Genomic DNA, 26,944 nt, shown 5'->3' with positions numbered 1-26,944 from the left:
GCCGACTTTGGGTCAGGAATCTCGGTTCTCGTCGAAGTTGGTGAGGAAGCGCGGTCCGCTGGCTTTCAGCTCCCGGTCAAAGTCGGCAGCCCAGTCGCCGAAGGGGTGGCCGGCCAGCCCATCGTTGGAGAACCGCGGGTCGTCGGTGATTTCCGTGGCGCAAAAATCAGGGATGGTCAGGTCGGTCACCGGCCCGGTCCGCTCCACCTCGGCCACCACCAGGGGGGCGTTGCCGTCCCCGAAGACATCCAGGTTCCACCAGTCCTCGTCCAGCCAGACTCCATACCGGTTCTTGACGATGGGAATGCCGCCGCGCAGGATCAGCTCCAGGGCGATGCCCGGGTCGATGGCCCGTTCGGCCTCGTAGCGGGTGCCGCCGACGGAGGGGCCCTTGGCCGTCATTGAGGCAGCCTCGAAGTGGTCGCCTTCCTCAAGCAGGGTGTGGAGGGCATCGGTCCGGGCCGTCATGGGCACCATCGGGTCCACCTGCCCCTGAAGGCGAACCCGCAGGGCGAAGTTGTCCTCATGCACGTAGTAGCTCTGCACAATCAGGGTCGGCCGACTCTCCCCGAGCAGCTCCCGGGGGAGGTTCCGGCAGAAGAATCTGCGCTCGAACTCGAAATCGTCCTCGTCCTCATTCATGGCCATGCATCCCATGGTACGGTAGGCCGGTTGCGGCCACCATTTCCTGTCCACAGCCCGCTTCGGAGTCCAGGTATGTGAAGGTCGCTTGTGATGGCCGGGTGAAGGAACTAGAGTGTAGATTATCCCGAGAGAAGATCATCCGGGAATGTTGGCGGCTTCGCGCCACCGCATGAGGATGCAATGGCGCAACCGGGGCGGTGGCACGAAGCCTTGCCATCACAATAACTACGAAACGCCTGAAATCTTGCGGCAACACGCCGAGAGTGGCTGGAGCCGGACCGACACGTCAGGACGCGCATGGGTGCGAAAATGCGCAAAGTGTCCTAGTATGGTCTCTGTTGTCCACTGGAAAGTGGCTGTCGGGTTCGTAGCTCAGCGGATAGAGCGTCTGTCTCCGGAACAGAAGGTCGAGGGTTCGAATCCCTTCGAGCCCACCAAGATGAAATCCCTGCAGCCAGGAAGAGCGCGGGGGTTTTCTTTATACGACTCCCGTCTGTCATTACGCCCGGGATTATGATCATGGCGCTTGCTGGATGAAATAAGCGCACGCGATGCGTCACGATATGTGTGGTGAATCACTAAGCTTTTGAGGAACATGGCCCTTGGCCCGCTCGTGTCCTCATTTTCAGGTGCCATAGTGAAAGAGTAAGACCGAACGTCGGGGAGGATCGACGCTTCCGCGTTGTGGCGGAGCCTCCTTTCCCCCGGTGAAGCAAAGGAGTTCACATGGCCAATCGAATCAATGCAGGGGATGCTGTCCTTCACGTCCTGGAGCAGTGGGGGGTGCCGCGCATCTATGGCCTGCCCGGCGGTTCCTTCGACTCTATGATGAACGCCATCCACAACGAGCGCGAGCGCATCGACTTTATCCAGGTCCGTCATGAGGAGGCCGGAGCTCTGGCTGCCGCCGGCGAGGCCAAGCTGACTGGCCGGATCGGCGTCTGCTTCGGTTCGTCTGGCCCTGGTGCGGTCCACCTGCTCAATGGCCTCTATGATGCCCGTGAGGACGGCGTGCCGGTGCTGGCCCTGGTGGGCGAGGTGCCCCAGGCCTTTATGAACATGGACTTCTTCCAGGCCATGGACGAGGTGCCTATCTTTACCGATGTGGCCGTATTCGCCCGGGCCGCCACCAACGCCCAGGGGCTGCCGGCCCTGGTGGACGAGGCCATCCGCCGCGCCTATGCCAGCCACGGGGTCTCCGTGGTCATCATCCCCAAGGACCTGGCCTGGGCCGAGATCGACGACCGCCCGGTGGCTTCTGCGCCCAACTTCCGCAAGCCGGAGCCTCTGAAGCCCGCGGCCGACCAGGTCAGCAAGGCGGTGGAGATCATCCAGTCCGCCAAGGCCCCGCTGCTCTACTTCGGCCAGGGCGCTGCCGGCGCTCGCGATGAGCTGGTCGCCATGTCCGAGCGTTTCAAGATGCCCATGGTCTCCACCTTCCCGGCCAAGGGGATTGTGGAGGACACCTATCCTGCCTACCTGCAGTCGGCCGGCCGCGTGGCCACCAAGACCGCCACGGAGGCCATCTACACCTCGGATCTGACGGTCTGGGTGGGTTCGGACAACCCCTTCGGATCCATGTTCGTCACCCCCAACACCAAGGTCATCCAGATCGATCTGAACCCGGTCAAGCTGGGCAAGCGCTTCCAGGCCAATGTGGTCCTGGCCATCCAGGCCGATGCCCGCGAGGCCCTCAAGGCCATAACCGCCGCCGGCCAGGATCAGGAGGAGTCCGTCTTCTACAGGGCCTGCCTGCGCAGCAAGGAGAACTGGGACCAGTGGGTGGCCTCCTTTAACGAAGACACCCGCACGCCCCTGCGGCCCGAGCCCGTCTACCACGTCATCGATCAGCAGCTTGAGGACAATGACATCGTCATCCCCGACGTGGGCAATGTGGATATTGACTTCCTGCGTCTGCTGCATCTGAAGCCCACCAACCGCTGGACCGTCTCCGGCAAGCATGCCACCATGGGCTACGCCGTGCCGGCCGCCTTGGCTGCCAAGCTGGAGCATCCGGAATCGACCGTCTACTCCCTGAGCGGCGACGGCGGGTTCGCCATGCTCGGCGAGGAGGTGCTGGCCCAGCTCAAGTACCATGCACCGGTCATCAACGTGGTCTTCTCGAACCGTTCCCTGGGCTACATCGAGGCCGAGCAGCGCGACGACAGCCATCAGCCTCTGAGCGGAGTGGATCTGCCCGACACCGACTGGGCCAAGGTCGGCGAGGGCATGGGCGCCCTGGGCTTCACCGTGCGTACGGTGGCCGATGCCCGCCACGCCTTCTCCGAGGCTCGCAAGGCCGACAGGTCTTCGGTCATCGACGTCAAGCTGACAGGAGCCAGCCCTCTGGACACCCGCTATATGCGGTTCCCGGAGACCTGCTCGGATCCGGACCAGGTCGAGAAATTCGTCAAGACCTACGAGGCCGGCGATCTGCGCTCCCTGGCCTACTGGATGGGCCAGGAGGCTCGCAAGGGCTGAGACTGATGCCGCTTGCGCCGGACGGGCACTCCTATAGTGGACGGTGTCCGCCCGGGCTTCGGCCCTGCATGGGTGCGGCGGATCTGAAGGAAAGGACGGACTCATGGAAGATGGACCGGAAGAGATCGGCACGCCATATGCGCCCCAGGCCTTGGGGGCTTACAGTCAGGCTGTGAAGGCCGGGGGCTTTGTCTTTGTCTCCGGACAGTTGGGCATCGACCCGGACACCGGCGAGCTGGTGGAGGGCACTGCGGCTGACCAGGCCACCCAGGCCCTGAAGAACGTCAAGAACATCCTGGATGCAGCCGGCAGCGGCATGGAGAAGGTGGTCAAGGCCACTATTCTTATGCGGCGGGTTGAGGATTTCACCCAGGTGGACCAGGCCTACTCCCAGGTTTTCATCGGCTCGGTGCGGCCGGCCCGCGTGGCTTTCGGTGGCGCGGACATCCCCAAGGGGGCCCTGGTCGAGATCGAGGTCGTGGCTCTGGCCTGAGACAGGCCGGCTGCTGGTCGCCGCCGTCGCTAGACTTGAGGGCATGAGTCCTGAAGCACTTGCCCGTATCATCTCTTCGACCGCCGTCAAGATGGCCCAGTCAGGCCGCCTGGGGAGTCTGGAGCCCGACATGGTTCCTGATGCCGACCATCTGGCGGTCATGCGTCCCAAGGACCGCTCCCACGGGGATTGGTCCACCAACATCGCCATGCAGCTGGCCAAGAAGGCCGGCATGAGGCCTGCGGAACTGGGGCAGGCCTTGGCTGAGGCTCTGCGGGAGGACGACGGGATCGCCCAGGTGGATGTGGCCGGTCCCGGCTTCATCAATATAACCTTGGATTCGGCCTCGGCGGCCGCTGTGGTCGATGCGGTCCTGGAGGCGGGCCCCGCCTATGGGAGCAACGATCACCTGAGCGGGCGCACGCTCAATCTGGAATTCGTCTCGGCCAATCCCACGGGTCCCATCCATATCGGCGGCACACGTTGGGCGGCTGTGGGCGACTCCATGGCCCGGGTTCTGGAAGCCAACGGTGCCAAGGTGGTCAGGGAGTATTACTTCAATGATCACGGCACGCAGATCGACCGCTTCTCCCGCTCACTGGTGGCGGCGGCCCACGGCGAGCCCGTGCCTGCTGACGGCTACAAGGGCTCATATATTGACGAGATCGCCTCCCGGGTGGTCAAGGAAGCCGCCGACGAAGGACAGGACATCCTGGCCATGCCCAGGGTGCGCGACGAGGACGGCGCCGAGGGTGACAGCCCCCAGCGCGAGGCCTTCCGCACTCGGGCCGTGCCCATGATGTTCGCCGAGATCCAGCAGTCCATGCGTGACTTCCGGGTCAACTTCGATGTCTGGTTCCATGAGAACAGCCTCTATGAGTCCGGTCAGGTGGACCGGGCCATTGACGAACTGCGGGCCAAGGGCGACATCTTCGAGAAGGACGGGGCTACCTGGTTCCGCTCCACCACCTACGGCGACGACAAGGACCGGGTGATCATCAAGTCCGACGGGCACGCAGCATACGTGGCGGCCGACATCGCCTATTATCTGAACAAGCGTCGCAGGTCCAAGGATCCCTGCGACGAGGCCATCTACATGCTGGGTGCCGACCATCATGGCTACATCGGCCGGATGATGGCCATCTGCGCGGCCTTTGGGGACACTCCCGGCGTGAACATGCAGATCCTGATCGGCCAGATGGTCAATGTCATCAAGGACGGCCAGGCCGTGCGCATGAGCAAGCGGGCAGGCAACGTGGTCACCATCGACGATCTGGTGGATGCCGTGGGGGTGGATGCCGCCCGGTATTCCCTGGCCCGCACCGACTACAACCAGAGTGTGGACATCGACCTGGACCTGCTGGCCTCGCACACCAACGACAATCCTGTTTACTATGTGCAGTATGCGCACGCCCGCTCTAAAAACGTGGATCGGAACGCGTCCCAGGCGGGCATCGACCGTTCCGGAGCCGATCTGTCCCTGCTGGACACTGCTGCTGACAACGATGTTCTGGGCGTCCTGGCCCTCTATCCCAATGTGATCCAGACTGCAGGCGACCAGAAGGCCCCCCACCGGGTGGCCCACTACCTGGAGCAGCTGGCTGGGGTCTATCACCGTTGGTACAACCTGGAGCGCGTGGTGCCCATGGAGCCGACCGGCCGGGCGGATCTGGACCAGGACGAGGACAGGAATCCACAGCCGGCCCGGGCAGCGGCGCGTCTGCGGCTCAATGACGCCGTGCAGCAGGTCATCGCCAACGGTCTGGGGCTGCTGGGCGTCCAGGCCCCGGACCGTATGTAAGCCTGAAGGTCACTGGGAGGTCGTTGATGGAAACAGGGATGTGCGGGCTGGGGCCCGACGGGTTCTGGCCCGGGGCTTTGCAGCGGGACCGTCAGGGCATGCTGACCATGCATGGGTGCCCCATGGAGGACCTGGCCAAGCGTTACGGCACCCCCATGTATCTGATGGACACCGCGATGATGGCGGAACGGGCCTCGGCCTTCCGCCAGGCGGCCCTGCGGGACCTGGGTGGTGCGACCACCAGGGTCAGCTACGCGGGCAAGGCCTTCCTCAGCAAGGAGACCGTGCGGATCATGCTGCGCCAGGGGCTGGATATCGACACCTGCTCCCTGGGCGAGATGCTGATCGCCCAGGCTGCTGGTGCCCCTGGCCGTCGTCTGGTCCTGCATGGCAACAACAAGTCCGACCAGGAGATTGATCTGGCTGTGAAGGAGGGCTACCGGGCCATCGTCATTGATGCGCCCGACGAGCCTGGACGAATCGCCGCTGCTGCAAGGGCCCAGGGGCGTCGCGCCAAGGTCATGCTCCGGGTGACCGTGGGTGTGCACGCCGGCGGCCACGAGTACATTTCCACTGCCCACGAGGATCAGAAGTTCGGCATCCCCCTGCTGCCCCAGGGCACCGACGTGGGCCTGCTGGACCTCGGGCCTGAGCCTGGATCCTCCGGACAGGCTGGGGCAGCGGCTTCGGCGGCCACAAAGAATGACGCCTCCTTGGCTCCTGGCGATTCCGTGGTCTCCCCGTCGTCTTCAGCCCTGTATTCGGCCGCCAACGGGCCCGCTGAACCTGCTGATCCCGCCCGGATCAAAGCCATGTCCGCCCTGGCTGACGGACCGGCTATCGCCCTGCTCAAGGAGATTCGCTCCCACGAGAAGGAACTGGAGCTGGTGGGCATCCATACCCATATCGGCTCCCAGATCCATGACTCTTCGGCCTTCATCGAGGCCGCCCGGCGCATGATGCTGCTGCGGCACACCTTCTGGGCCACCGACGGATACCTGATGCCCGAGGTGGACCTGGGCGGCGGCTTCTCCGTGCCCTACATCCCGGATGAGGATCGGATGGACCTGGACCAGACCCTGACCAGCCTGGGGGCTGACATGGTCGCCATCAACCGTCGCCTGGGCATGCCCATGCCGGTCATCGCCTTCGAGCCCGGCCGCTGGATCGTGGCACCCTGCGGCATGAGCCTGTATCGGGTGGGCACCGTCAAGCCCGTCCCCCTGTCTGACGGAAGCGTGCGCACCTACGTTTCGGTTGACGGCGGCATGAGCGACAACATTCGTCCGGCCCTCTACGAAGCTCAATACACGGCTGTCCTGGCCAACCGGGATGGCAGCGGGGACCGTATCCAGGCCCGTGTGGTCGGCAAGCACTGTGAATCGGGGGATATCCTGGTGCAGGATGTGGCCCTGCCAGCGGACATTCGCCGGGGTGATCTGCTTTTGGTGCCGGTGACCGGCGCCTACGGGCGGACCATGGCCAGCAATTACAACCAGGCTCTGATCCCCGCCGTGGTAGGTCTGGACCAGTCCGGTGCCCATCTGATGCTGCGGCGGCAGACCATGGATGACCTTCTGGCCTTGGATCAGGGATGATGCGCTCCGTCTTGGTGGATGCGGGTGTCGGATTGGCTTTCTAAGATGGAGCAACACCCTGCGACAGGCCCCGATGGGGCGGATGGAGGATCCATATGCCTGAACGCATGCAGCAGCAGGAGGCCGTCAGGCCCATCCGCATAGCACTTCTGGGGGCTGGGACCGTGGGTTCCCAGACCGCCCGCCTCCTGGTGGAGCAGAGCCAGGACCTGGCCAGTCGAGTGGGCCGTCCCCTGCAGCTGGTGGGCATCGCCGTCCTTCATCCTGACAAGGTCAAGGCTGATTGGATCGATCCGTCCCTGCTGACCACAGACTCAGCCGACCTGGTCACCCGGGCGGACATCGTCATCGAGCTGATCGGCGGCATCGAGCCGGCCCGCACCCTGCTGCTCAAGGCCATCGAGTCCGGCGCCAGCGTGGTCACCGCCAACAAGGCCCTCCTGGCCCAGTACGGCCCTGAGCTCTACCGGGCTGCCGAAGAGCGGGGCGTCGACATCTACTTCGAGGCGGCCGTGGGCGGGGCCATCCCCATCGTGCGGCCCCTGCGCGAGTCCCTGGTGGGCGACGGCATCACCAGCCTGGTGGGCATCGTCAATGGGACCACCAACTACATTCTGGACGAGATGACCACCAAGGGTCTGCAATTCGACCAGGCCCTGCGCGACGCCCAGGCCAAGGGCTTCGCTGAGGCGGACCCCACCGCCGATGTGGACGGGCTGGATGCAGCCGCCAAGGCCGCAATCATGGCCACGCTGGCCTTCCACACTGATGTGCGCATGGATGATGTACCCGTGGAGGGCATCCGCACCATCACCGCCGACGATATAGCGGCCGCACAGACCGAGCACCGGGTCATCAAGCTTCTGGCCGTGGCTGAGCGCGGCGAACAGGGCATCTCCGCCCGGGTCTACCCGGCGTTGATTCCCGACAGCCACCCCCTGGCCTCGGTCCATGGCAGCTTCAACGCCGTCTTCGTCACCGCCAAGGCCGCCGACGACCTCATGTTCTACGGCCGGGGTGCCGGCGGGGCGCCCACAGCATCAGCCGTTCTGGGGGACGTGGTCACCGAGGCCCGCCACATCGTCCAGCATGGCATGGGTCCGGGGATCCCCATGTACGCCAACATCCCCATGGCCCCTCTGGATTCATCCCGGGCCGCCTTTGCCGTCCGTTTCCTCATTCACGACAAGCCTGGCGTGCTGGCGGCCATCGCCCAGGTCTTTTCCGAGGCGGGCATCTCCATCAACGGAGTCAACCAGGACATCAAGCCCACCCTGCATGACCCGGGCTACAGCGGCGAGATCCAGCAGCTGCGCGTGGTCACCCACCTGTGCGACGAGGTGACCCTGCGGCAGGTCGTCGAGCGGATCTCCACCTTCGACTCGGTCACTGGGCAGGCCTCTATCCTTCGCGTCTTCGATCGGCAGGCCCAATGATGGCCGCTGCCACAGAGGGCCCGTCTACTGTGCGGGTGCGCGTGCCGGCCACCAGCGCCAACCTGGGTTCAGGTTTTGATGCGGTCGGCCTGGCGCTGGACTACCATGACGAGATCGTCTTCACCCGTTCCGTGGACCCAGGCGACACCACCGCCTATGTGGTCATCAAGGGCGAGGGGGAGCGGACCCTGCCCCGGGACGAGACCCACCTGGTCGTCTCCACCTTCAGGCGGGCCTGCCAGGTCTTCGGCCTGCCAAGGTTCGGCTTCATCATGCGCGCGGTCAACCGAATCCCCCAGGCCAGGGGATTGGGATCCAGCGCCGAGGCCATCGTGGCCGGAATCGCGGCGGCTGCGGCCTTCGCCCACACTGGCCCACTGCGCCGTGATGCCGTCTTCGCACTGGCCGCCCAGATCGAGGGGCATCCCGACAATGTGGCGCCTGCCGTCTACGGTGGGCTGACCGTCTCCTATGATCTGGCCACTGGCGAGGGCGTGGGTTCCCTGCCCATAGCCGGGGGCGCGCCCCTGGAGGGCGGCTACCACACCCTGCGCTACAAGGTGGACCCGGCCATCAAAGCCACGGTTTTCGTTCCCGGCGCCCATCTGTCCACACAGAAGGCCCGACAGGCCCTGCCCAACCGGGTGCCTTACGCGGATGCCGTTCACAACCTGTCAAGGGCGGCCCTGATTCCTGGCGCTCTGAACCCTGAGTCCCTGGATGACCTGGAGACAGAGGCAGCCGAGCAGTCTGCCAGAGCCAACGCCCTGCTCTTCGTCGCCACCCAGGACCGGCTCCATCAGCCATACCGGGCCGGGCTCATGCCCTCCTCAACCAAGCTCCTGCAGCTCCTGCGCAGTCGGGGCTACGCGGCGGCCGTCTCTGGAGCCGGGCCCTGCATCATCGTCCTGCATTACGGTGATGCCGAAAATGAGCTGCGGACCATTGCCAAGGACTATCTGGATTCCGGCCGCTGGCGGATTCTGCCCTTGGACGTGGACTGCCGGGGGGTCCAGGTGGAACGGGACCAGGAAGGCAATCGTGAACACTGAAGACAGGCATATCCCGTTCATTCTGGCATCATCCTCCCCCTCCCGGCGGCGGCTCCTGGTCCAGGCGGGCATTGACCCCATCATCCGACCCTCAAAGGTGGATGAGCCGGCCGTCCTGGATGAACAGGCCCGTAAACTGGGCCGCCGCCTGGAGGACCTGGATGCGCGCGAGCGGGTCGCTGTCTTGGCTGAGGCCAAGGCTTCGGCTGTCCAAGCGACCATGGATGCCGTCAAGGATGCCGAAAGGCGCTCGCGGGGCGACCTGGTCACGTTCAGGCCTCTGAGCCAGGGTGATCCGGATGCATCCTCCAGGGATTCCATGAGCCAGGTCATCGGAGCCTGGGGCGGGATGCTCGGAGCCGGGCGTGGGCCCCTCCTGCTGGGGTGCGACTCGCTGTTCAGCGTGGACGGCGCCGTCATGGGCAAGCCTCACCAGCCGGAGCGTGCTCTGGAGCGGTTGATGGCCATGCGCGGCCGAACAGGCACCCTGGTCACCGGTCACTGTCTGATCGATCTGGCCACCGGCCGACGGGTCCGAGCGGTCAGCAGCGCCCAGGTGACCTTCGGAGACTATGACCGGGCCTCCATGCAGGCCTATGTGGCCACCGGCGAACCCTTGGAGGTGGCCGGCTCCTTCACCTTGGAGGGATTGGGCAGCGCTTTCATTCAGGGCATCCAGGGCGATCCCAGCGGAGTGATGGGATTGAGCATGCCCACCCTGCGCGCCCTGGCCCAGGAGCTGGGCGTCTCCTGGCCTGACTTGTGGGCCCAACGGGTCCAGCCTGAGCGGCAGCAGGCAGACGGATCGACGCATGGTGCTGAGGGACTGGTCGCCCCTGTGGAGAACGTCCACCAGCCTGGCGACGGGTGGGTGAACTGTGCCTGCGGCAAGCGGCACTGGGGGCTCAACGGGGCTGCCGGCGTCTTGCTGGCCCGGCGCGATGCCCGCACGGGTGCGCCGATCAGCGTGCTTCTGCAACACCGGGCCCGCTGGAGCGCCGAGGGCGGCACCTGGGGTGTGCCGGGCGGCGCCATCTCGGACGGGGAGAACCCCCTGGAGGGCGGCCTGCGCGAAAGCTATGAGGAGGCCAACATCCGTCCGGAGGACATTCAGGTGGTGGGCTCCTACCTGGAGGACCACGGCCCCTGGGGCTATACGACCATCCTGGCCTTCGAGCGCCCCGGCCACCAGGTCGAGCCCCGCATGAATGACGATGAGAGCATTGCCCTGGAATGGGTGGATCTGGACAAGGTTGCGGACCTGCCCCTTCTGAAGGCCTTCGGACAGGACTGGCCGCACTTCCTGCAGCGCTTGAAGGCCCTGGCAGCCGAAGGCTGAGCAGAAGGCCCGGTCTGACGAGTCAGCTCAGGAGCAGGGCGACCAGGGCGATGACCACGGGCGAGCTGATCGTACTCAGCAGGATGCCGTCCCTGGCGAAGGTGGTTCCCACCTCGTAGCGGGCCGCGTAGTTGTAGACGTTCTGACCGGTAGGCAGGGCCGCCAGAACCACGCACCCGTACAGCTCCGCCCCGCTGAAGCCCATCATGAACCGGGCCAGCAGGTAGGCAATTATGGGCATGACCAGATTCTTCAGGATCACCGCGCACAGGGTGGCACGACGGTCGGTGCCCTGGCCCATGGGCCGCGAACCCCGCAGGGACATGCCGAAGGCCATGAGGATCATGGGCACGGCCGACTGCCCGATCATGTCGATGGGCTTGTAGACGAAGTCGGGGATGATGAAATGGCCGGCCTGGGCGCTGATGGCCGAAATCACTATGCCGCCTATGGAGCCGATCAGGATGGGCTGCTTCAGGGGCTGTTTGAGGATGGTCTTGATCGAGAGCTTGCCAGAGGTGGTCGCGTCCAGAACGGTCAATCCAATAGGGGTGAACAGGGCCTGTTGCATGACCAGGATGGGTGCCACCAGTGTGGGATTGCCCAGAATATAAGTGGCTACAGGCAGCCCGATGTTGTTGGAGTTCAAATACAGGGAGTCGAGAGCGCCGATGGTGGCTTCGGCAGCCGGCAGGTGAAAGCTGGTTGCGTTCAGGGCTACGAAGAGCAGGCCTACAGCCGCTGCCGACAGGAAGGCCACGATGATGCTGGGGTGGAAGATGACCGACAGCTTCTGCTTGGAGAGGATGGCGAACATCAGGCAGGGCGTTGAGACGAAGAAGGAGTACTTGTTGAGCACCAGCTGGGCCGTTGGACCGCCTATATGGAAGCGGGCGGCCACATACCCCACGGCGATGACCACGCCGATGATGAAGAACCCTTCCATGGCACTGAGCAGTCCAGGCACTCCGGCATCCTCCTCGTCTCGCATGGTGGACGGCGGCCTCCCAGGCGGAGTGCCACCGCTTCTGTCGTCCCCATTGTGCCACCCGGGCCTCATGCTTGCGGCTGCAAGTCCACCTGCGATTCCCGGCCCGCTAGCATGGCACTATGGCCAAGAACACACAGACCGATATTGATCTTCTCGCCGGCGCACGAGGGGCTGAACCCGCCCAGGCCCTGGCAAGGATACTGGAGTCCATGACCGCCCTGAACTCGGTCAGCGGCCAGGAGGGCGCCCTGGCTGATGCCGTCCAGAGGGCCCTGTCGTCAAGGGCTGACCTCTTGGTCCGACGGTTGGGCGACACGGTCGTGGCCTCCACCCAGCTGGGCCGTCCCCACCGCATCGTCCTTGCCGGTCATCTGGACACCGTGCCCGTGGATGGGAACCTGCCCCCGCGCTGGCTGGAGCCCGGCGACCCGGACATCCGCGCCGACCTGGCCGCCGCCCACCCCGGATCCCGGGTGCTGTACGGCCGGGGCGCCGCCGACATGAAGGCCTCTGATGCCGTTTTTCTCCACCTGGCGCTCACCCTGCAGGAGCCGGTCTATGACCTGACCTTCGTCTTCTACGACCATGAGGAGGTCCAGGCCGATCTGAACGGGCTGGGCCGGGTGGTGGCTGCCCATCCTGATTGGGTGCGAGGGGATTTCGCCATCATCGGCGAGCCCACCGACTGCGCCATCGAGGCCGGCTGCAACGGAACCATGCGCTTCGACCTGATCACCCACGGAACAGCGGCCCACTCCGCCCGGGCCTGGATGGGCAGCAACGCCATCCACGCTGCCGCGCCCATTCTGAACCGGCTGGAGCGGTATCGTCCGGCCACGGTGAAGGTGGATGGCCTGGACTATCGGGAGGGGCTCAACGCCACCATGATCGAGGGCGGTCTGGGCACCAACGTCATTCCTGACCGATGCCGGGTGCACGTCAATTACCGGTTCGCCCCCGACAAGAGCCTGTCCCAGGCCAAGGAGCTGATGATGGGTCAGGGGACGGGCGCCGAGCTGGGCAATGGCGAACATGTGGCCCTAGGAGGAGTCTTCAAGGGATTCTCGGTGCGCATGTGCGACGAATCGCCCGCGGCCCGTCCTGGTCTGGACTCGCCTTGGGCTCGTTCGCTGGCGGACCTGGTTGCCCAGACCACGGGTCAGCAGCCTCGCGCCAAGCTGGGATGGACTGATGTGGCGCGGTTTTCAGCCCTTGGCCTACCAGCCGTCAATTTGGGGGCGGGGGACCCCCTGCTGGCCCACAAGGCCGACGAACAGGTGCCCCTGGATGACCTGGTCCGGCTGGAAGCCATACTGGTCGAGTGGCTCAATGGACCTGATGGCCGCTGATCTGTGACATACTAGAGGACGGTGGTTCTGCCTGACCACTTGCAGCGTAGGCGTTGATCCCCCCGGACGGAGACCCAGTGATCCGTACGGGCGTCGGTGTCCGCCTGCGTCAGGAAGACTTTTTGCCAAGGCGTTTCGATCGGGCGCACGCAGGTGCGCGGCTGCAGTGAGAGTGCAGCGTGAGGACGGATCGGAACCGTGAGAGCGGCGCGAGGCGGCGTGCCGCAAGGAGCATTGTGCCCGAAAAAACGAATACTGAGGATACGCAGGATAATAGGTCCGCCATCAGGGATGGGCAGGAAGGGCAGGTCGACCAGACCGCCAGTTCCGGCACCCGTCGTCGCGCTGGACGGCGTGTGGTCAGAGTGGCCGGCGCCGCTGGTGCCGACGTGCCCGTGAAGGTCGAGGCCGAAAAACACAAGGCCTCCCGCAAGGCCAAGGAGGAGGACGACGAGTCCAAGCCCTCCGCCACCCGTCGCCGTCGCGCCCGCAAGCCCAAGGAGGATCAGGCGGACGATCAGGATGCCCAAGTGGATGAGGGCGAGTCGAAGCCGACCAGGACGACCACTCGTCGTCGCACCCGGACTGGCGCCCGCCGACGCACTGAGGAGCATGCCCAGGAGGGCGAACCTGATCAGGAGCGTCAGGAGCGTGCCATTGAGGCTGTGGAGGCACTGACCTCGGGCCGCAGCCAGAGGGCAGGCCGGAAGGCCGAAGAGCAGGATGAGCGCCCGCGCGCCTCCCGTCCCCGTCCGATGACATCCCTGCTCTTCCAGGAGCCGGTCATACCCGCTTCCCGACCTGAGCACGATGAGCGCGAAGAACGGGATGACGAGGACGAGGATGCCGAGCAAGCGCCCAAGACCTCTCGCCGCAGCAGGTCCAGGAACACTTCGGAGGGCGGTTCACGCCGTTCCCGCAGGCTCAACGCCGAGGAGCGCAGGGCCGCCGACGAGGTGGAGCGCATCGAGGAGGATCTGGACCATGAGGGCATCACCTTCGTGGTCGACGAGGACCAGGAGCAGGACGAGGAACAGCAGGTGTCCGGCACCCGCACCCGTCGCCGCCGCCGTGCCAAGGGCGCTGATGAAGACTCTGAAAAGTCCGTTTCCACCCGTCGTCGCCGTCGTGGGCACGAGCAGGAAAAGGACAAGGATGACGAGGACGAGGCGCCGCTGACCCGCCGTCGCCGCCGTCGCAGGGGTTCCAAGTCCGCTGAGGGCGAGCCGGAGGTGTCCGGCACCCGCCGTTCCCGCAAGCAGCAGTATATTGACGAGATCACCGACGTGGAGGGCTCCACCCGCCTGGAGGCCAAGAAGCAGCGTCGACGGGACAACCGTCGCGAACGCTCCCGTCAGTCCCAGCTGGTCGAGCAGGACTTCCTGGCCCGCCGTGAAAACGTCAACCGTCTGATGGTGGTGCGTGAGAAGGAGCACCACACCCAGATCTCGGTCATCGAGGACGACATCCTGGTCGAGCACTACGTCTCCGACATCCAGGAGGTCTCCACTGTCGGCAACATCTACCTGGGCCGGGTCCAGAACGTCCTGCCCAGCATGGAGGCCGCCTTCGTGGACATAGGCCAGGCCCGCAACGGCGTGCTCTACGCAGGCGAGGTCAACTGGGACTCCACCCGCCTGGAGGGCCAGCCCCGCCGGATCGAGCTGGCCTTCAAGTCCGGCGACCCCGTGCTGGTCCAGGTCACCAAGGATCCCATCGGCCACAAGGGCGCCCGGCTGACCTCGCAGGTCACGCTGGCCGGCCGCTTCCTGGTCCTGGTGCCCTCGGGCGGCATGACCGGCGTCAGCCGCAAGCTGCCCGACCGCGAGCGTTCCCGCCTCAAGAGCATCGTCTCCAGGGTGGCTCCCAAGGACATGGGCGTCATCATCCGCACCGCGGCCGAGGGGGCCAGCGAGGAGGCCCTGACCAAGGACCTGGAGAACCTGCAGCGTCAGTGGAGCAAGATCGAGGACAAGCGCAAGGAGTTCCTGCACGGCAAGCGCCCCAAGCTTCTGCAGGGCGAGCCGGACGTGGCCATCCGCGTGGTCCGCGACATCTTCAACGACGACTTCGCCAAGCTGGTGGTCCAGGGCGAGGGGGTCTACGAGAGGGTCCGCAACTACCTGGAGACCATGGCGCCCGACCTGGAGGAGAAGCTTGAGCACTGGGATCCCGCCGAGCACCAGGGCAAGGATGTCTTCGACCGCTGGAGCATCGACAGCCAGCTGCGCAAGGGCATGGAGCGTCAGGTCTACCTGCCCTCCGGCGGCTCCCTGGTCATCGACCGCACCGAGGCCATGACCACCATCGATGTGAACACGGGCCGCTTCATCGGCAAGGGCAAGTCCCTGGAGGAGACGGTGACCCGCTGCAACCTGGAGGCCTCCGAGGAGATCGCCCGGCAGCTGCGCCTGCGCGACATCGGCGGCATGATCATGATCGACTATGTGGATATGGTCATGCCGGCCAACCGCGACCTGGTCCTGCGCCGCCTGGTGGAGTGCCTGGCCCGGGACCGCACCAAGCATCAGGTGGCCGAGGTCACCTCCCTGGGGCTGGTCCAGATGACCCGCAAGCGGGTGGGGCAGGGCCTGGTCGAGGCCTTCTCCGAGGAGTGCCCCACCTGCCATGGGCGAGGCTTCATCCTCCACGACAAGCCGACCATCTCCGCCTCCTATGCCGACCCCTATGCGGTCAAGGGCGGCGACCCCTTCGTCAAGACCAACAAGCATGGGCATGGCTCTTCCTCCAAGGAGACCCTGTCCACAGGCTCGACTCCTGCAGTCAAGGCCAAGCTGGCCAGGATCGCTGCGGCGGCCCAGGCGGCGTCGGACGAGGACGATGCCCAGGCTGAGACGGCGGATGTCGCCAAGGAGTCATAAACTGAATTTCGTTTTGTCGGCGGGGCAGGCACATTTGACGATGCGGTGTGTTTGCTTCTATACTGGTTAGCTGGTGTCTGGACGGGTCCGTCAATCGCATGGCGGGACTCGGATGCCGGGCGCAAACAGCTTTGGACAACAGGCAAGGTAGGGCTATGTACGCGATTGTGAAGGCCGGAGGCCATCAGGAGAAGGTCGAGGTCGGTGACCAGATCACGGTCAACCGTCTGGCTGCCAGGAAGGGCGAGTCGGTCGAGTTTCCGGTCGCGCTGGTCGTCGATGGATCCAAGGTGACCATGGCCGCCAAGGATCTGGCCAAGATCTCCGTCAAGGGCGAGGTTGTGGACGACGAGGCCAAGGGCCCCAAGATCAACATCCAGAAGTTCAAGAACAAGACCGGCGTGGCGCGCCGCAAGGGCCACCGCCAGAAGCAGACCGTGGTCAAGATCACGGCCATCGCCTGAGGGCCTAGGTCGAGGTAGGAAAGGAACCAGACATGGCACATAAGAAGGGCGCGTCCAGCTCACGCAACGGGCGCGATTCGAATGCACAGTACCTGGGCGTCAAGAAGTTCGGCGGCGAGGCTGTGGTGGCCGGCAACATCATCGTTCGCCAGCGTGGCACCAAGTTCCATCCCGGCCAGAACGTCGGCCTGGGCAAGGACCACACCCTCTTCGCCCTGACGGACGGAACGGTTCGGTTCGCCAACCGGCGCGACCGCAAGGTCGTTGACGTGCTCACCGCCTGATTGCCTTATCGGCATCGGCCCAAGGTCATCCCTGTCATGGGGTGGCCTTTTTGCATATGTATGAAGATGCCGGGCATTCAGCTCTCAGGGGCCGCATGTCAGGCCGGATTGAGTACCATGGGCCCCTATGAGCGCATTTGTGGATCAGGTCACCGTCCATGTCAAGGGTGGCGACGGCGGCAATGGGGCGTCCTCCATCCGCCGCGAGAAGTACAAGCCCCTGGCCGGGCCCGATGGGGGCGACGGCGGTCAGGGCGGCTCGGTCATTCTTCAGGCCGACGCCAACGCCACCAGCCTGCTGGACTACCGCTTCCTGCCGCACCGCCAGGCCGAATCGGGCACCATGGGTCTGGGCGGTGACAAGGATGGCAGCCGCGGCCAGGATCTGATCCTGCCAGTGCCGGTGGGCACTGTGGTCTTCACTGCCAAGGGCGGCCAAGGCGAGCGCAAGCAGCCTGGCGAGCGCCTGGCTGACCTGGCCCATGCGGGGGATCGGTTCGTGGCGGCCCAGGGCGGCGTGGGCGGACTGGGCAACCGCTCCCTGGCCACCAAGGCCAGGCGGGCCCCCGGCTTCGCACTGCTGGGGGATCCCGGCCAGGAGCGCGACCTGGTGCTGGAGCTCAAATCCATCGCCGATGTGGCCCTGGTCGGTTTCCCCAGCGCAGGCAAGTCCAGCCTGGTGGCGGCCATGAGCGCGGCCCGGCCCAAGATCGCCGACTATCCGTTCACTACTTTGGTGCCCAACCTGGGCGTGGTCCAGGCAGGGGAGGGCCGCTTCACCATGGCCGACGTGCCAGGGCTGATTCCGGGCGCCTCCCAGGGCAAGGGCCTTGGGCTGGAGTTTCTGAGGCACATCGAGCGCACTGAGATCATCGCCCACGTCATCGATTGCGCCACCCTGGAGCCTGATCGGGACCCTGTGAGCGACTATCGGGCCCTGGAGGAGGAGCTTTCCCGCTATGCCGACCGCCTGGAGCTTCCGCTGGGGGTCATCCCCATGGCCGAGCGGCCCAGGGTGATCATCCTCAATAAGGCCGACCTGCCGGAGGCCCGCGAACTGGCCGAATTCGTCCGTCCCGACTTCGAAGCCCTGGGCCTCAAGGTCTTCATAGTCTCCACAGCCTCGCATCAGGGGCTCAAGGAACTGGGCTACTACCTGGCCGGTCTGGTGGATCGTCTGCGCAGGCAGCTGCGGGAGCAGCAGGAGGCCAGGCAGGAGGAGCGCGTGGTCATCCGCCCCCTGGAGCGGCGGCGCAGGAGCGGCGACCAGTCCGGGGACTTCACCCTTGAGCGGCATCAGACCCGGTCCGGGCAGACCTGGTTCAGGGTCTGCGGAGCCAAGCCCGAGCGCTGGGTTCGCCAGACCAACTTCGACAACGAGGAGGCCGTGGGCTATCTGGCCGACTGCCTGGCCCGGATGGGCGTAGAGGATGCCCTGCGCAAGGCCGGAGCCAGGCCAGGTGACGAGGTCCGCATCGGTCCTGGCGATGATGCGGTGGCCTTCGACTGGGATCCGAGCGTGGCGGCCGGCGCCGAAATGCTGGACGGCACCCCCCAGGTGGCCCGGGGCCGTGATCTGCGTCTGGAGGAGAGCCAGGGGCTCAACCGTCGTCGCACCAACAGCGAGCGCCGCCGCCAGTACCACCAGATGATGGATGCCCGGCAGGCGGTGCGTCAGGTCATGGAGCAGGAGCGCCGCCAGGGGCACTGGGCCGACCCCTCCGTGGATGACGATCCCCATGACAGGCAGGGCCTGCTGGGGCGCTCGGAGGAGGCTGGGCAATGACCGGCGGGAAGGGATCCGACGAGGCCGCGGTCCGTTCCCGGGTGGCCCAGGCCCGCACCATGGTGGTCAAGGTAGGATCCAGCTCCCTGACCGATCCCCATGGGCACCTGGACCTTGGCCGCCTGCGTTCGTTGGTGGGCGCCCTGGCCTCGGCTGCTGTGGATGGCGCCCGCCTGGTCCTGGTCACCTCCGGGGCCATCGCGGCCGGCTTCGGCACCCTGGGGTTTGACCAACGCCCCGGTGACGTGGCCACCCAGCAGGCTACGGCCTCAGTGGGCCAGGGTCTGCTCATGGCCCAGTACGAGACTGCCTTCGCCCGTTATGGCCTGCGTGTGGGCCAGATCCTGATCACCGCCCGTGACACCACCCATGCCGTCCAGTACCGCAACGCCCGGCGCACCCTCTGCCGTCTGCTGGATCTGGGGGTCATCCCCATCGTCAATGAGAACGATGCCCTGGCCAGCAACGAGATCCGTTTCGGCGACAACGACCACCTTTCGGCCCTGATCGCCAACATCGTCAGCGCCGATGCCCTGGTTCTGCTGACTGACGTGGACGCCCTCTACTCCGAACCCCCATCCCGGCCAGGGGCCCGCAGAATCGGCTTCGTGCCCGATGTGGCGGCCATCATGGACCAGGTGGATGCCCAGGGGTCCGTCTCCGGGCTGGGGACCGGGGGCATGTCCACCAAGCTGGAGGCGGCGCGGATTGCTGCGGCCTCCGGCATGCCTGTGGTGCTGACCCGCGCCGACCTTGCAGGTCCTGCCCTGGCCGGCGACAGGGTGGGCACCCTCTTCGCCCCCATCCGTCCGCGGGGCTCCTCGCATCGGCTCTGGATCAAGTTCGCCTCCCGTCCCCGGGGCGGCTATCTGGTGGATCAGGGGGCTGTCAAAGCCCTGCGCGGCGGTCGGGCCAGCCTGCTGGCGGCTGGTGCCAGATCTGTCCAGGGCGAGTTCTCTGCCGGGGATCCGGTCTGGATCCACGATGAGTCCGGTCATCAGGTGGCCAAGGGCCTGTCCGGCTACGATTCCGAGGAGGCCCAGGACATGCTGGGCCTCAACACCAAGGAGCTCCGCCGCCGACTGGGCGCCCACTACGCCCACCCGCTGGTGCATCGGGACTCTCTGGTCCTGGTCTGAGCACAGCCCTGGGGGTGCTGGGCGGTAGCATGGCAACATGACTATGGCGCAATGGCAGACCCTGAGCAGACGCATAGACGCAGTGGCCCCCAGTGCCACTCTGGCGGTGGATTCAAAAGCCAAGGCCATGAAGGCCCAGGGCATGAATGTGATCAGCTTCGGTGCCGGCGAACCCAACTTTCCCACGCCTGACCACATCGTGCAGGCGGCGGCCCGCGCCTGTCTGGATCCGCGCAACCACCGCTATACGCCCACGGCGGGTCTGCCCCAATTGAAGCAGGCCATCGCCGACAAGACCCTGCGTGATTCAGGCTATCAAATCGACCCGGATCAGGTGGTGGTCACCAACGGCGGCAAGCAGGCCGTCTACGAGACCTTCCAGATCCTCTTGAACCCTGGCGATGAGGTCATCATCCCCGCTCCCTACTGGACCAGCTATCCTCAGATGGTTCTGCTGGCTGGCGGTCGGCCGGTTCCGGTGCTCAGCGGAGCCGGCCAGGGCTATATCCCCAGCCTGGAGCAGCTGGAGGCGGCCCGAACCGAGCGCACCCGTGCCATCATCCTCAACCTGCCCGCCAACCCAACCGGGGCGATCTGGGACGCCGGCCTGGTGGCTGCCGTGGATCGCTGGGCCATCGAACACCAGATCTGGGTGATCAGCGACGAAATCTATGAGCACCTGACCTACCAGGGGGCGCATACCCCCTATCCGGGCGCTCTGGTGCCTCAGGTACGCGATCAGCTGATCGTGGTCAACGGCGTGGCCAAAACCTATGCCATGACAGGCTGGCGGGTGGGCTGGCTGGTCGCCCCCCTGCCGGTGGCCCAGGCGGCTGCCAAGCTTCAGGGGCACATGACCTCCAACGTGGCCAACGTCTCCCAGCAGGCTGCTCTGGCCGCCCTGACCGGCGGTCTGGAGGACGTGGAAGCCATGCGGTCGGCCTTTGCCCTGCGGCGACGGGCCATTGTGGATGCCCTGAACGCCATGGAGGGGGTGACCTGCCCTGAGCCTCTGGGCGCCTTCTACGCCTTTGCCGACGTGACCGGTCTGCTGAATCGGCCAGTGGGCCCGCAAGGCACGGTCTGCGCCACCTCGGGTGAGCTGGCCGAGGTCATCCTGGAGCAGATCCAGGTGGCGGCCGTGCCGGGTGAGGCCTTCGGCGCGCCCGGCTGCCTGCGTTTCTCCTACGCGCTGGCCGACGATGACCTGGCCGAGGGCATGAGGCGCCTTGGGGCCTGGGTCAGCGCCTGATCCTTCTCCTGGGCAAAATGCTGTGGAGGCAACACGGTTGGACGCAATCCGCCCTTTAGGCTAAACTTGCGATTTGGCGGTTTTTCCTCCCGGTCGAGTAGGCTGGTGGGAAGTTCCGATAGGGAAGTGGCGCAATTGGTAGCGCAACGGTCTCCAAAACCGTAGGTTGTGGGTTCGAGTCCCGCCTTCCCTGCCAAGGCTTGCAGCAGATGATGCAGAACAAACGAAGGACGGATGACCATGGCACAGAAGGATGGGGCTGAGGAAGCCAGGCCGAACTTCTTCATGCGTATCGGGCTCTTCATCAAGCAGGTCATCGATGAGATCCGCAAGGTGGTGACTCCCACGGGCAAGGAGCTGGTGGGCTGGTCCGTGGCGGTTTTCATCTTCGTGCTGCTGCTGATGATCTTCGTAACCGTAATGGACTTCGGACTGGGCAAACTGGCCTTCCTGATATTCGGCTGAGCTGTGACAAGGTAGAAGGTGGAGTGATCCATGAGTGATGATCTGACCAGAGAGGGACTGGACCCCGATCAGGCCGCCGAGTCGGCCCCGTCGGCATCCGAAGATGCCCCCACGCAGGAGGATGCCCAGGTCCAGGATCAGCAGCTCGGAACCTCTTCGGAGCAGGCCGAGCAGGACAGCGCACCCGCCGAATCCGCCCAGGCCAAGGACACCCAGGACGATTCTTCCGATTCCGACGACCAGACCGACCAGGAGGATCCCGGTCAGCGTGCCGTGGACGAGTTCTCCAAGAAGCTGCGCACCCTCGAGGGCAAGTGGTACGTTCTGCACACCTACTCCGGCTACGAGAAGCGCGTCAAGGCCAACGTGGAGTCCCGCGTGGCCTCCTTCGGCTTGGAGGACAAGGTCTTCCAGGTGGAGATTCCCATGGAAGAGGTAGAGAAGCACACCGACAAGGGCAAGAAGGTCGTCACCCGGGTTCGTGTGCCGGGCTACGTGCTGATTCGCATGTGGCCAGACGAGAACGCCCGCCGCATCATTCGCGACACCGAGGGCGTCACCGGATTCGTCGGCCCCAGCAAGGAGCCGGCCCCGCTGACCCGCAAGGAGGTCGTCCAGATGATGGCCCCCATGATCGCCTCCGAGGCCCTGAAGGCCGCTGGAGACAAGCCTGAGGCCGCCAAGAAGCGCACGGTGGAGGTCTCCTACGCCGTTGGCGATCAGGTCACCGTCACCGAAGGGCCTTTCGCCACCATGGCTGCCGTGGTCTCCGACGTGGAGCCCACCACCCAGAAGCTGACCGTTCTGGTCTCCATCTTCGGCAGGGACACCCCTGTGGAGCTGGGCTTCGACCAGGTCGAAAAGATCGCCTGAAAGCCTTCGGTCGGTCCTCGGTCGATGCGATAATCATCAAGCTTGTGCTCTCCTGTGGAGCGCATTTGGAAAGAACAGGTTGCGGGAGGGGATCCATGGTCTCCGACATCACCGCTTCGTAGAAAGAAGAACCAGCATATGGCTGCAAAGAAGAAAGTCACCGCGCTGATCAAGGTGCAGATAGAGGCCGGCAAGGCCAACCCCGCGCCCCCGCTGGGCCCCGCACTGGGCTCCCACGGCGTGAACATCATGGACTTCTGCAAGCAGTACAACGATGCCACCAAGGACAAGATGGGCCAGGTCATCCCCTGCATCATCACCGTCTACGAGGATCGTTCCTTCACCTTCATCACCAAGACTCCGCCGGCAGCCGATCTGCTGCGCAAGGCGGCCGGTGTCTCCAAGGGTGCCGGCAACCCGCTGACCACCAAGGTGGGTTCCGTCACCAAGGCCCAGGTCCGCGAGATCGCCCAGACTAAGATGGAGGATCTGTCGGCCCGTGACGTCGAGGCCGGGATGAAGATCATCGAAGGCACCGCCCGTTCCATGGGCATCACCGTCACCGACTGAAATTTTCGTTGTGAGCGGTAGGGCATACGCTTGCCCGCACCGCGACTGCTGATAGGAGAAGCAGATGACCAAGCGTTCCAAGAAGTATCGCGAGGCGGCCGAGAAGGTCGATCGCACCAACCTGTACACCCCGGAGGAGGGCATCGCCCTGCTCAAGAGCATGCCCAAGCGCGGGTTTGACGAGACCGTGGAGGCCGTCTACCGCCTGAACGTGGACCCCCGCAAGGCGGACCAGCTGGTCCGCGGCACCGTCAGCCTGCCCAACGGCACCGGCAAGACCGTGCGCGTCCTGGTCTTCGCCCGTGGTCCCCAGGCGACCGCAGCCGCCGAGGCCGGAGCCGACGAGGTGGGCGACGACGAGCTGGTGACCAGGGTCGCCGGCGGCTATCTGGACTTCGATGCTGTGGTGGCCACCCCCGACATGATGGGCAAGGTCGGCCGCCTGGGCCGCGTGCTGGGCCCCCGTGGCCTCATGCCCAACCCTAAGACCGGCACCGTGACCATGGACGTGGCCAAGGCGGTCACCGAGATCAAGGCTGGACGTATCGAGTTCCGTGTGGACAAGAACAGCAACCTGAGCTTCCCTGTGGGCAAGGTCTCCTTCGAGCAGCAGGCTCTGGAGGAGAACTTCCATGCGGTCGACGAGGAGATCAAGCGCCTGAAGCCGGCCACGGTCAAGGGCCGCTACATCACCAAGGCCACCGTCACCACCACCATGGGCCCGGGCGTTCCCCTGGACATCGCGGTGCTCTGAGCGGGTTCGGCTCCATATTTCAAGGGCGGGAGATCTTCGGGTCCCCGCTCTTTTCATATCCTGGCCAGGCAGCAGCTGGTATGGCGCCAGTCAGTCGGCGCCCGGATGCGACCTGCGGATTCTGCCGATGATCAGGGCTGCCTGGAGGACGAAGGACTCTCGCGGGTCCATGGCATCCCAGCCGGTCACCTCCACGCAGCGCCTGAGCCGGTAGCGCACGGTGTTGGGATGGATGCCCAGCTTCTTGGCGGTGACCTCAAGCGAGTTGCCCGAGCGCAGGAAGGTGAGCAGGGTGGTCGGCAGGGGCCCGTCCGGATCCTGGCCTGCCAGGCTCAGATAGACCTCCTGGTAGAGCTGGTCGGCAGCGTCCCCGTCCCCGTTCAGGGCTCGTTCGGGCAGCAGGTCGTCGGCGTGCAGTGGCCTGGGCAGGGCGGTGGTGATGGGGTCAGCCACTGCCGGGGCTGCCGCATGCGTGCTCAGGGCGGCTCGGATGGAGGCTCCCGCACCGGAGATTCCATGGTGGAAAGGTCCCAGGCAGACAGCTGACTCGTCGGCGAAGAAGCGCAGGATGGATGCGCAGAAGTCGGCCGGGGTGCCCGACCGGTTGGGATCGATCAGAACCACCATGAGCCCTTCGTTCTCGCCCACCAGCGCCCTGCCGCCTTGACGGGCCACCGTGGTGTGGATAGGCTGGCGGGCGTTCTCCATGCCCTGTCCCTCATCGTTGCCTTGGGCCTCGCCAACGACGGCGAAGCAGTCGAATTCGGTCGGCCAGCCCAGCCGGGCCAGATCGTCAACTGTCCGTGTATCCGCCGTTTGCTCAATCAAATGCCGGATGATCCTGGACTCCGTTGTGGCCTTGCGTCCGTTTCTCGCCTCGGCCAGGTCGGCATAGAGAGCGGCTGCTGCGGTGGCGGCATGACGGGTGTAGACCAGCGTGGACCGTTCCCCCTCGGCTCCCATGGTCCGGCCGGCCTCCTCAAGCATGTCCAGAATGACCTGGGTCAGCTCCATGGCCCGGTGGGGGCCCAGGCTCCGGGAGAGCTCTGCTGGCACGGGGGAGGGGACTTCGCTGTCTTCCGCGCCTTGGGAGTCAAGTCGGGAGCGCAGGTCGTCCAGGGCTGTTCGAACGGCCCCTTCCAAGGTTCTGCGTCCATCGGCGGGCAGGGACCTGGTCCAGGGCAGCGCCTCATCCAGATGATCCAGCGTCTTCAGGAGAATCTGCTCCATGGCGGCACCGGAGGCGGCAGGTACCTGGCGAGCCTGCTGCGCCTCGGCAGGGTCTTCGTCCGGCGGTCTGGACCGTTTCGACTTGCCGATCATGACGGCCGGTCCATCAGTTCACCGGCACGGGCGCGGCGGCTCTGCCGGACCATGTCCAGGATCAGGAAGGGCACCACCATGTCCACCGGCAGCATGTGCCGTTCGAAGTTGTTGGCCGGGGCGGTGATCATGACCCCCATGATCAGCAGGAGGGGGAACCAACAGAGGACCCCGCGCCAGTGACCGGCTGCCAGGCGGGCGACGATCAGCAGCAGGGCGGCCACCACCCAGAAGTTGGCCCGTGCCACCAGGCCCAGCAGGGGGGTGTCGGCCCAGGTCCTGACGAATCCGGTCACCCCGTTGCGCCAGTCGTGGCACCAGGCCGCCAGCCAGGAGCCCGAGTTCTGCACGTAGCCATTGTTGAGGTAGTAGGACATGGCCACGTAGGCAGGGTCGCCGGGGTCGAAGTAGCCGTAGGCCTCGGCCATGAAGGCATCCAGGTAGATCACCGGATTGCGCAGTCCCACCTGGAGCCAGGCCCGGTTGAGACGGGACATCTGCTCGGGCGTGACGGTCCTCCAGCGGTAGACGATCAGTTTGGGCTGGTTGCCCGAGGACTTGACCCGGTCGGCCTCCCAGGGGGTGTATTGGATGGCGGCATTGTCCAGGTCCATGATGGGCTCAAGATCAGCCCTTGCCTGGGCCGGAATCCCCTGGGGGTTGCGCTGGGCCACCCGGGCGATCTGCTGCAGCTGGATGCTGCGGCTCTCCACAGGGTCACCCTGAATGACCGTCCCCGTGGCTGTCAGGGCCCCGGTCACCCCTGTGAACAGGACCAGGGGCAGCAGGAGTCCTATCAGGATGGTGGCCCATTGGCGACGGCGGATGATCAGGGCCAGGACCAACTGGACCAGAACGATGTAGAGGGCGTACTTGGCGCTGATCAGCATGATCAGGGTGCTCAAGGCGAGGCCGGGCCGCAACTTTGCCGCCTGGCTGGCGTAGAGCGGCGAGTCCTTGTCCCCTGACTCCAGCTGGCGCCAGATGCCGAACCACCAGATGAAGGCGAAGGCGAAGAGGGGGGACTTGGTCAGGCTGAAGGTGCTGAAGACCACGAAGGGGGAGAAGAGGAAGAAGAGCATGACCAGGGTGCGGGCCAGGGCGCCGACGTGTTCGGTTCCGCTGCCGCGCAGGAAGCGGTCGGCGGTGACGGCGCAGCAGAAGGCCGCAAAGATCACCTGCAGCCCTGCCAGGAGCACGATGCCCGCGTCATAGGATCCGGTCAGATGGTTGGAGGCCATGATGGTCATCCCGTAGACCAGGGTCAACACCATGTTGTGCTGGTCGGTCAGGAAGACCGGGTGCCCTGGCAGCAGATAGTGGCCGATGGGGTAGACGTCCATCTGGGTGAAGGCATTGCCGCCGTAGGGGGGCTGATCGCCCTGCAGCTGGGCCAGGAAGTTGGCGCATTCCTGGGCCTGCGCGTACAGGTCGGCCCCATAGGCGGCCAGCAGGGTGAGAAAGGCCCAGGCCCAGCCCAGCAGAAGCAGGCGCATGATGGGCCGCCAGCCGCTGGTTTGCCGGGTGATGAAGGCAGCGTAGGCACGCATCCGTGGGCGCTGCGCCAGGGCGGTCAGCCGCTGTGGCATTCGGAGGGGTTCGCAGCCCAGCAGAATCCGGCGGCAGACCAGGACCAGGGCCAGGCAGATGGCCAGGGTTCCCAGCATGATCAGCACCTGGGCCAGGCCAACCTGTGTCAGCGAACCCTCTTGACGGTAGATGGGGCCCAAACCAGTGCAGAAAGCGATCCAGAGGCAGGCCAGCAGGGCCAGGACCAGGCCGACGGCCCGAGATGCGCGGGATCCAGGCCTTCCGGTCTGCAAGGCCGAAGTCTGCACAGGTTGTTCGCCCGCCTCTCTCGGTTGCGTCCTTCCGCTGTCTGCGCTCAAAAGAACCCCTTTCGCGGGTCGTGCCTGGTCTACGGCTTCCCCATTTTATCCAGTGCCCATCCGAGGATGCGCTCAAAG

The 26,944-nt window shown here is 65.4% G+C and carries 21 protein-coding genes, 2 tRNA genes and 1 pseudogene; 20 read left to right on the top strand and 4 right to left on the bottom strand.

What is annotated here, in order from left to right; genetic code table 11:
* Window positions 1-12: 12 nt before the first annotated feature.
* Window positions 13-642: a hypothetical protein gene (locus ACUIAG_RS05560; RefSeq protein ID WP_445340378.1), complete on the bottom strand. Its 630-nt coding sequence runs from the start codon at window positions 640-642 to the stop codon at window positions 13-15.
* Between the two features lie 364 nt (window positions 643-1,006).
* Here ACUIAG_RS05560 and ACUIAG_RS05555 point away from each other — a divergent pair.
* The 8 genes from ACUIAG_RS05555 (at window position 1,007) to ACUIAG_RS05520 (ending at window position 10,845) form a co-directional block, all read left to right on the top strand.
* Window positions 1,007-1,082 (top strand) — tRNA-Arg (locus tag ACUIAG_RS05555).
* A 289-nt stretch (window positions 1,083-1,371) separates the two neighbouring features.
* Window positions 1,372-3,126: a pyruvate oxidase gene (spxB, locus tag ACUIAG_RS05550; protein ID WP_045924872.1), complete on the top strand. Its 1,755-nt coding sequence runs from the start codon at window positions 1,372-1,374 to the stop codon at window positions 3,124-3,126.
* A gap of 103 nt (window positions 3,127-3,229) precedes the next feature.
* Complete coding sequence (locus ACUIAG_RS05545) at window positions 3,230-3,619, top strand: Rid family detoxifying hydrolase (RefSeq protein ID WP_015022467.1); 390 nt, start codon at window positions 3,230-3,232, stop codon at window positions 3,617-3,619.
* Between the two features lie 43 nt (window positions 3,620-3,662).
* On the top strand, window positions 3,663-5,420 hold the full coding sequence (gene argS, locus ACUIAG_RS05540; protein ID WP_445339290.1) for an arginine--tRNA ligase: 1,758 nt from the start codon (window positions 3,663-3,665) through the stop codon (window positions 5,418-5,420).
* A 26-nt stretch (window positions 5,421-5,446) separates the two neighbouring features.
* On the top strand, window positions 5,447-7,018 hold the full coding sequence (locus tag ACUIAG_RS05535) for a diaminopimelate decarboxylase family protein (RefSeq protein ID WP_445339289.1): 1,572 nt from the start codon (window positions 5,447-5,449) through the stop codon (window positions 7,016-7,018).
* 95 nt (window positions 7,019-7,113) lie between these two features.
* Window positions 7,114-8,454, top strand: coding sequence for a homoserine dehydrogenase (locus tag ACUIAG_RS05530; RefSeq protein WP_445339288.1), 1,341 nt, complete (start codon window positions 7,114-7,116; stop codon window positions 8,452-8,454).
* Window positions 8,454-9,506 (top strand): homoserine kinase, encoded by a 1,053-nt coding sequence (gene thrB / locus ACUIAG_RS05525; protein WP_445339287.1) that lies wholly within the window; start codon window positions 8,454-8,456, stop codon window positions 9,504-9,506. The genes ACUIAG_RS05530 and thrB overlap by 1 nt, the downstream gene beginning before the upstream one ends.
* A complete protein-coding gene (locus tag ACUIAG_RS05520; protein WP_445339286.1) occupies window positions 9,496-10,845 on the top strand; it encodes a Maf family nucleotide pyrophosphatase in 1,350 nt (449 codons plus the stop codon). Before thrB ends, ACUIAG_RS05520 begins: the two co-directional genes overlap by 11 nt.
* A gap of 22 nt (window positions 10,846-10,867) precedes the next feature.
* Here the strand turns inward: ACUIAG_RS05520 and ACUIAG_RS05515 are convergent, their stop codons facing one another.
* Window positions 10,868-11,812 carry an AEC family transporter gene (locus ACUIAG_RS05515; protein WP_445340377.1) on the bottom strand — a complete coding sequence of 315 codons (945 nt, stop codon included), beginning with the start codon at window positions 11,810-11,812 and terminating at the stop codon, window positions 10,868-10,870.
* A 143-nt stretch (window positions 11,813-11,955) separates the two neighbouring features.
* Between ACUIAG_RS05515 and dapE the strand changes: the two genes are divergently transcribed.
* The 12 genes and pseudogenes from dapE (at window position 11,956) to rplA (ending at window position 23,654) form a co-directional block, all read left to right on the top strand.
* On the top strand, window positions 11,956-13,185 hold the full coding sequence (gene dapE / locus ACUIAG_RS05510; protein WP_445339285.1) for a succinyl-diaminopimelate desuccinylase: 1,230 nt from the start codon (window positions 11,956-11,958) through the stop codon (window positions 13,183-13,185).
* Between the two features lie 236 nt (window positions 13,186-13,421).
* A complete protein-coding gene (locus ACUIAG_RS05505; protein WP_445339284.1) occupies window positions 13,422-16,067 on the top strand; it encodes an Rne/Rng family ribonuclease in 2,646 nt (881 codons plus the stop codon).
* A 155-nt stretch (window positions 16,068-16,222) separates the two neighbouring features.
* Window positions 16,223-16,531 (top strand): 50S ribosomal protein L21, encoded by a 309-nt coding sequence (gene rplU / locus ACUIAG_RS05500; protein WP_024626855.1) that lies wholly within the window; start codon window positions 16,223-16,225, stop codon window positions 16,529-16,531.
* A 32-nt stretch (window positions 16,532-16,563) separates the two neighbouring features.
* Complete coding sequence (gene rpmA, locus ACUIAG_RS05495; RefSeq protein WP_015022457.1) at window positions 16,564-16,815, top strand: 50S ribosomal protein L27; 252 nt, start codon at window positions 16,564-16,566, stop codon at window positions 16,813-16,815.
* Between the two features lie 127 nt (window positions 16,816-16,942).
* Window positions 16,943-18,601, top strand: coding sequence for a GTPase ObgE (gene obgE / locus ACUIAG_RS05490; RefSeq protein WP_445339283.1), 1,659 nt, complete (start codon window positions 16,943-16,945; stop codon window positions 18,599-18,601).
* Window positions 18,598-19,740 carry a glutamate 5-kinase gene (gene proB, locus ACUIAG_RS05485; protein ID WP_445339282.1) on the top strand — a complete coding sequence of 381 codons (1,143 nt, stop codon included), beginning with the start codon at window positions 18,598-18,600 and terminating at the stop codon, window positions 19,738-19,740. Before obgE ends, proB begins: the two co-directional genes overlap by 4 nt.
* Before the next feature lie 43 nt (window positions 19,741-19,783).
* Complete coding sequence (locus ACUIAG_RS05480; RefSeq protein ID WP_313836351.1) at window positions 19,784-20,992, top strand: pyridoxal phosphate-dependent aminotransferase; 1,209 nt, start codon at window positions 19,784-19,786, stop codon at window positions 20,990-20,992.
* A 120-nt stretch (window positions 20,993-21,112) separates the two neighbouring features.
* Window positions 21,113-21,188, top strand: a tRNA-Trp gene (locus ACUIAG_RS05475).
* A 44-nt stretch (window positions 21,189-21,232) separates the two neighbouring features.
* Window positions 21,233-21,457: a preprotein translocase subunit SecE gene (gene secE / locus ACUIAG_RS05470; protein WP_024626851.1), complete on the top strand. Its 225-nt coding sequence runs from the start codon at window positions 21,233-21,235 to the stop codon at window positions 21,455-21,457.
* 255 nt (window positions 21,458-21,712) lie between these two features.
* Window positions 21,713-22,330, top strand: a pseudogene (nusG, locus tag ACUIAG_RS05465) (transcription termination/antitermination protein NusG); the annotation flags it as partial.
* A gap of 138 nt (window positions 22,331-22,468) precedes the next feature.
* Window positions 22,469-22,900 carry a 50S ribosomal protein L11 gene (rplK, locus tag ACUIAG_RS05460; RefSeq protein ID WP_015022451.1) on the top strand — a complete coding sequence of 144 codons (432 nt, stop codon included), beginning with the start codon at window positions 22,469-22,471 and terminating at the stop codon, window positions 22,898-22,900.
* 64 nt (window positions 22,901-22,964) lie between these two features.
* On the top strand, window positions 22,965-23,654 hold the full coding sequence (gene rplA / locus ACUIAG_RS05455) for a 50S ribosomal protein L1 (protein ID WP_445339281.1): 690 nt from the start codon (window positions 22,965-22,967) through the stop codon (window positions 23,652-23,654).
* Between the two features lie 90 nt (window positions 23,655-23,744).
* Here the strand turns inward: rplA and ACUIAG_RS05450 are convergent, their stop codons facing one another.
* Window positions 23,745-24,977, bottom strand: a complete 1,233-nt coding sequence (locus ACUIAG_RS05450) for a PucR family transcriptional regulator (protein ID WP_445339280.1) — start codon at window positions 24,975-24,977, stop codon at window positions 23,745-23,747.
* Window positions 24,974-26,866 carry a DUF6020 family protein gene (locus ACUIAG_RS05445; protein WP_445339279.1) on the bottom strand — a complete coding sequence of 631 codons (1,893 nt, stop codon included), beginning with the start codon at window positions 26,864-26,866 and terminating at the stop codon, window positions 24,974-24,976. Before ACUIAG_RS05445 ends, ACUIAG_RS05450 begins: the two co-directional genes overlap by 4 nt.
* Window positions 26,867-26,944: the final 78 nt, after the last annotated feature.

Source organism: Bifidobacterium sp. ESL0825 (assembly GCF_052606465.1).
This window is presented reverse-complemented; position numbering and strand designations above follow the sequence as displayed.

Bases quoted from the DNA above. Each gene is read 5' to 3' on its own strand.
- ACUIAG_RS05535 (WP_445339289.1), top strand. From the start codon at position 5,447: ATGGAAACAGGGATGTGCGGGCTGGGGCCCGACGGGTTCTGGCCCGGG.
- ACUIAG_RS05450 (WP_445339280.1), bottom strand. From the start codon at position 24,977: ATGATCGGCAAGTCGAAACGGTCCAGACCGCCGGACGAAGACCCTGCC.
- obgE (WP_445339283.1), top strand. From the start codon at position 16,943: ATGAGCGCATTTGTGGATCAGGTCACCGTCCATGTCAAGGGTGGCGAC.
- ACUIAG_RS05530 (WP_445339288.1), top strand. From the start codon at position 7,114: ATGCCTGAACGCATGCAGCAGCAGGAGGCCGTCAGGCCCATCCGCATA.
- rplA (WP_445339281.1), top strand. From the start codon at position 22,965: ATGACCAAGCGTTCCAAGAAGTATCGCGAGGCGGCCGAGAAGGTCGAT.
- spxB (WP_045924872.1), top strand. From the start codon at position 1,372: ATGGCCAATCGAATCAATGCAGGGGATGCTGTCCTTCACGTCCTGGAG.
- argS (WP_445339290.1), top strand. From the start codon at position 3,663: ATGAGTCCTGAAGCACTTGCCCGTATCATCTCTTCGACCGCCGTCAAG.
- rplK (WP_015022451.1), top strand. From the start codon at position 22,469: ATGGCTGCAAAGAAGAAAGTCACCGCGCTGATCAAGGTGCAGATAGAG.
- proB (WP_445339282.1), top strand. From the start codon at position 18,598: ATGACCGGCGGGAAGGGATCCGACGAGGCCGCGGTCCGTTCCCGGGTG.
- ACUIAG_RS05560 (WP_445340378.1), bottom strand. From the start codon at position 642: ATGAATGAGGACGAGGACGATTTCGAGTTCGAGCGCAGATTCTTCTGC.
- ACUIAG_RS05480 (WP_313836351.1), top strand. From the start codon at position 19,784: ATGGCGCAATGGCAGACCCTGAGCAGACGCATAGACGCAGTGGCCCCC.
- dapE (WP_445339285.1), top strand. From the start codon at position 11,956: ATGGCCAAGAACACACAGACCGATATTGATCTTCTCGCCGGCGCACGA.
- ACUIAG_RS05545 (WP_015022467.1), top strand. From the start codon at position 3,230: ATGGAAGATGGACCGGAAGAGATCGGCACGCCATATGCGCCCCAGGCC.
- rpmA (WP_015022457.1), top strand. From the start codon at position 16,564: ATGGCACATAAGAAGGGCGCGTCCAGCTCACGCAACGGGCGCGATTCG.
- thrB (WP_445339287.1), top strand. From the start codon at position 8,454: ATGGCCGCTGCCACAGAGGGCCCGTCTACTGTGCGGGTGCGCGTGCCG.
- secE (WP_024626851.1), top strand. From the start codon at position 21,233: ATGGCACAGAAGGATGGGGCTGAGGAAGCCAGGCCGAACTTCTTCATG.
- rplU (WP_024626855.1), top strand. From the start codon at position 16,223: ATGTACGCGATTGTGAAGGCCGGAGGCCATCAGGAGAAGGTCGAGGTC.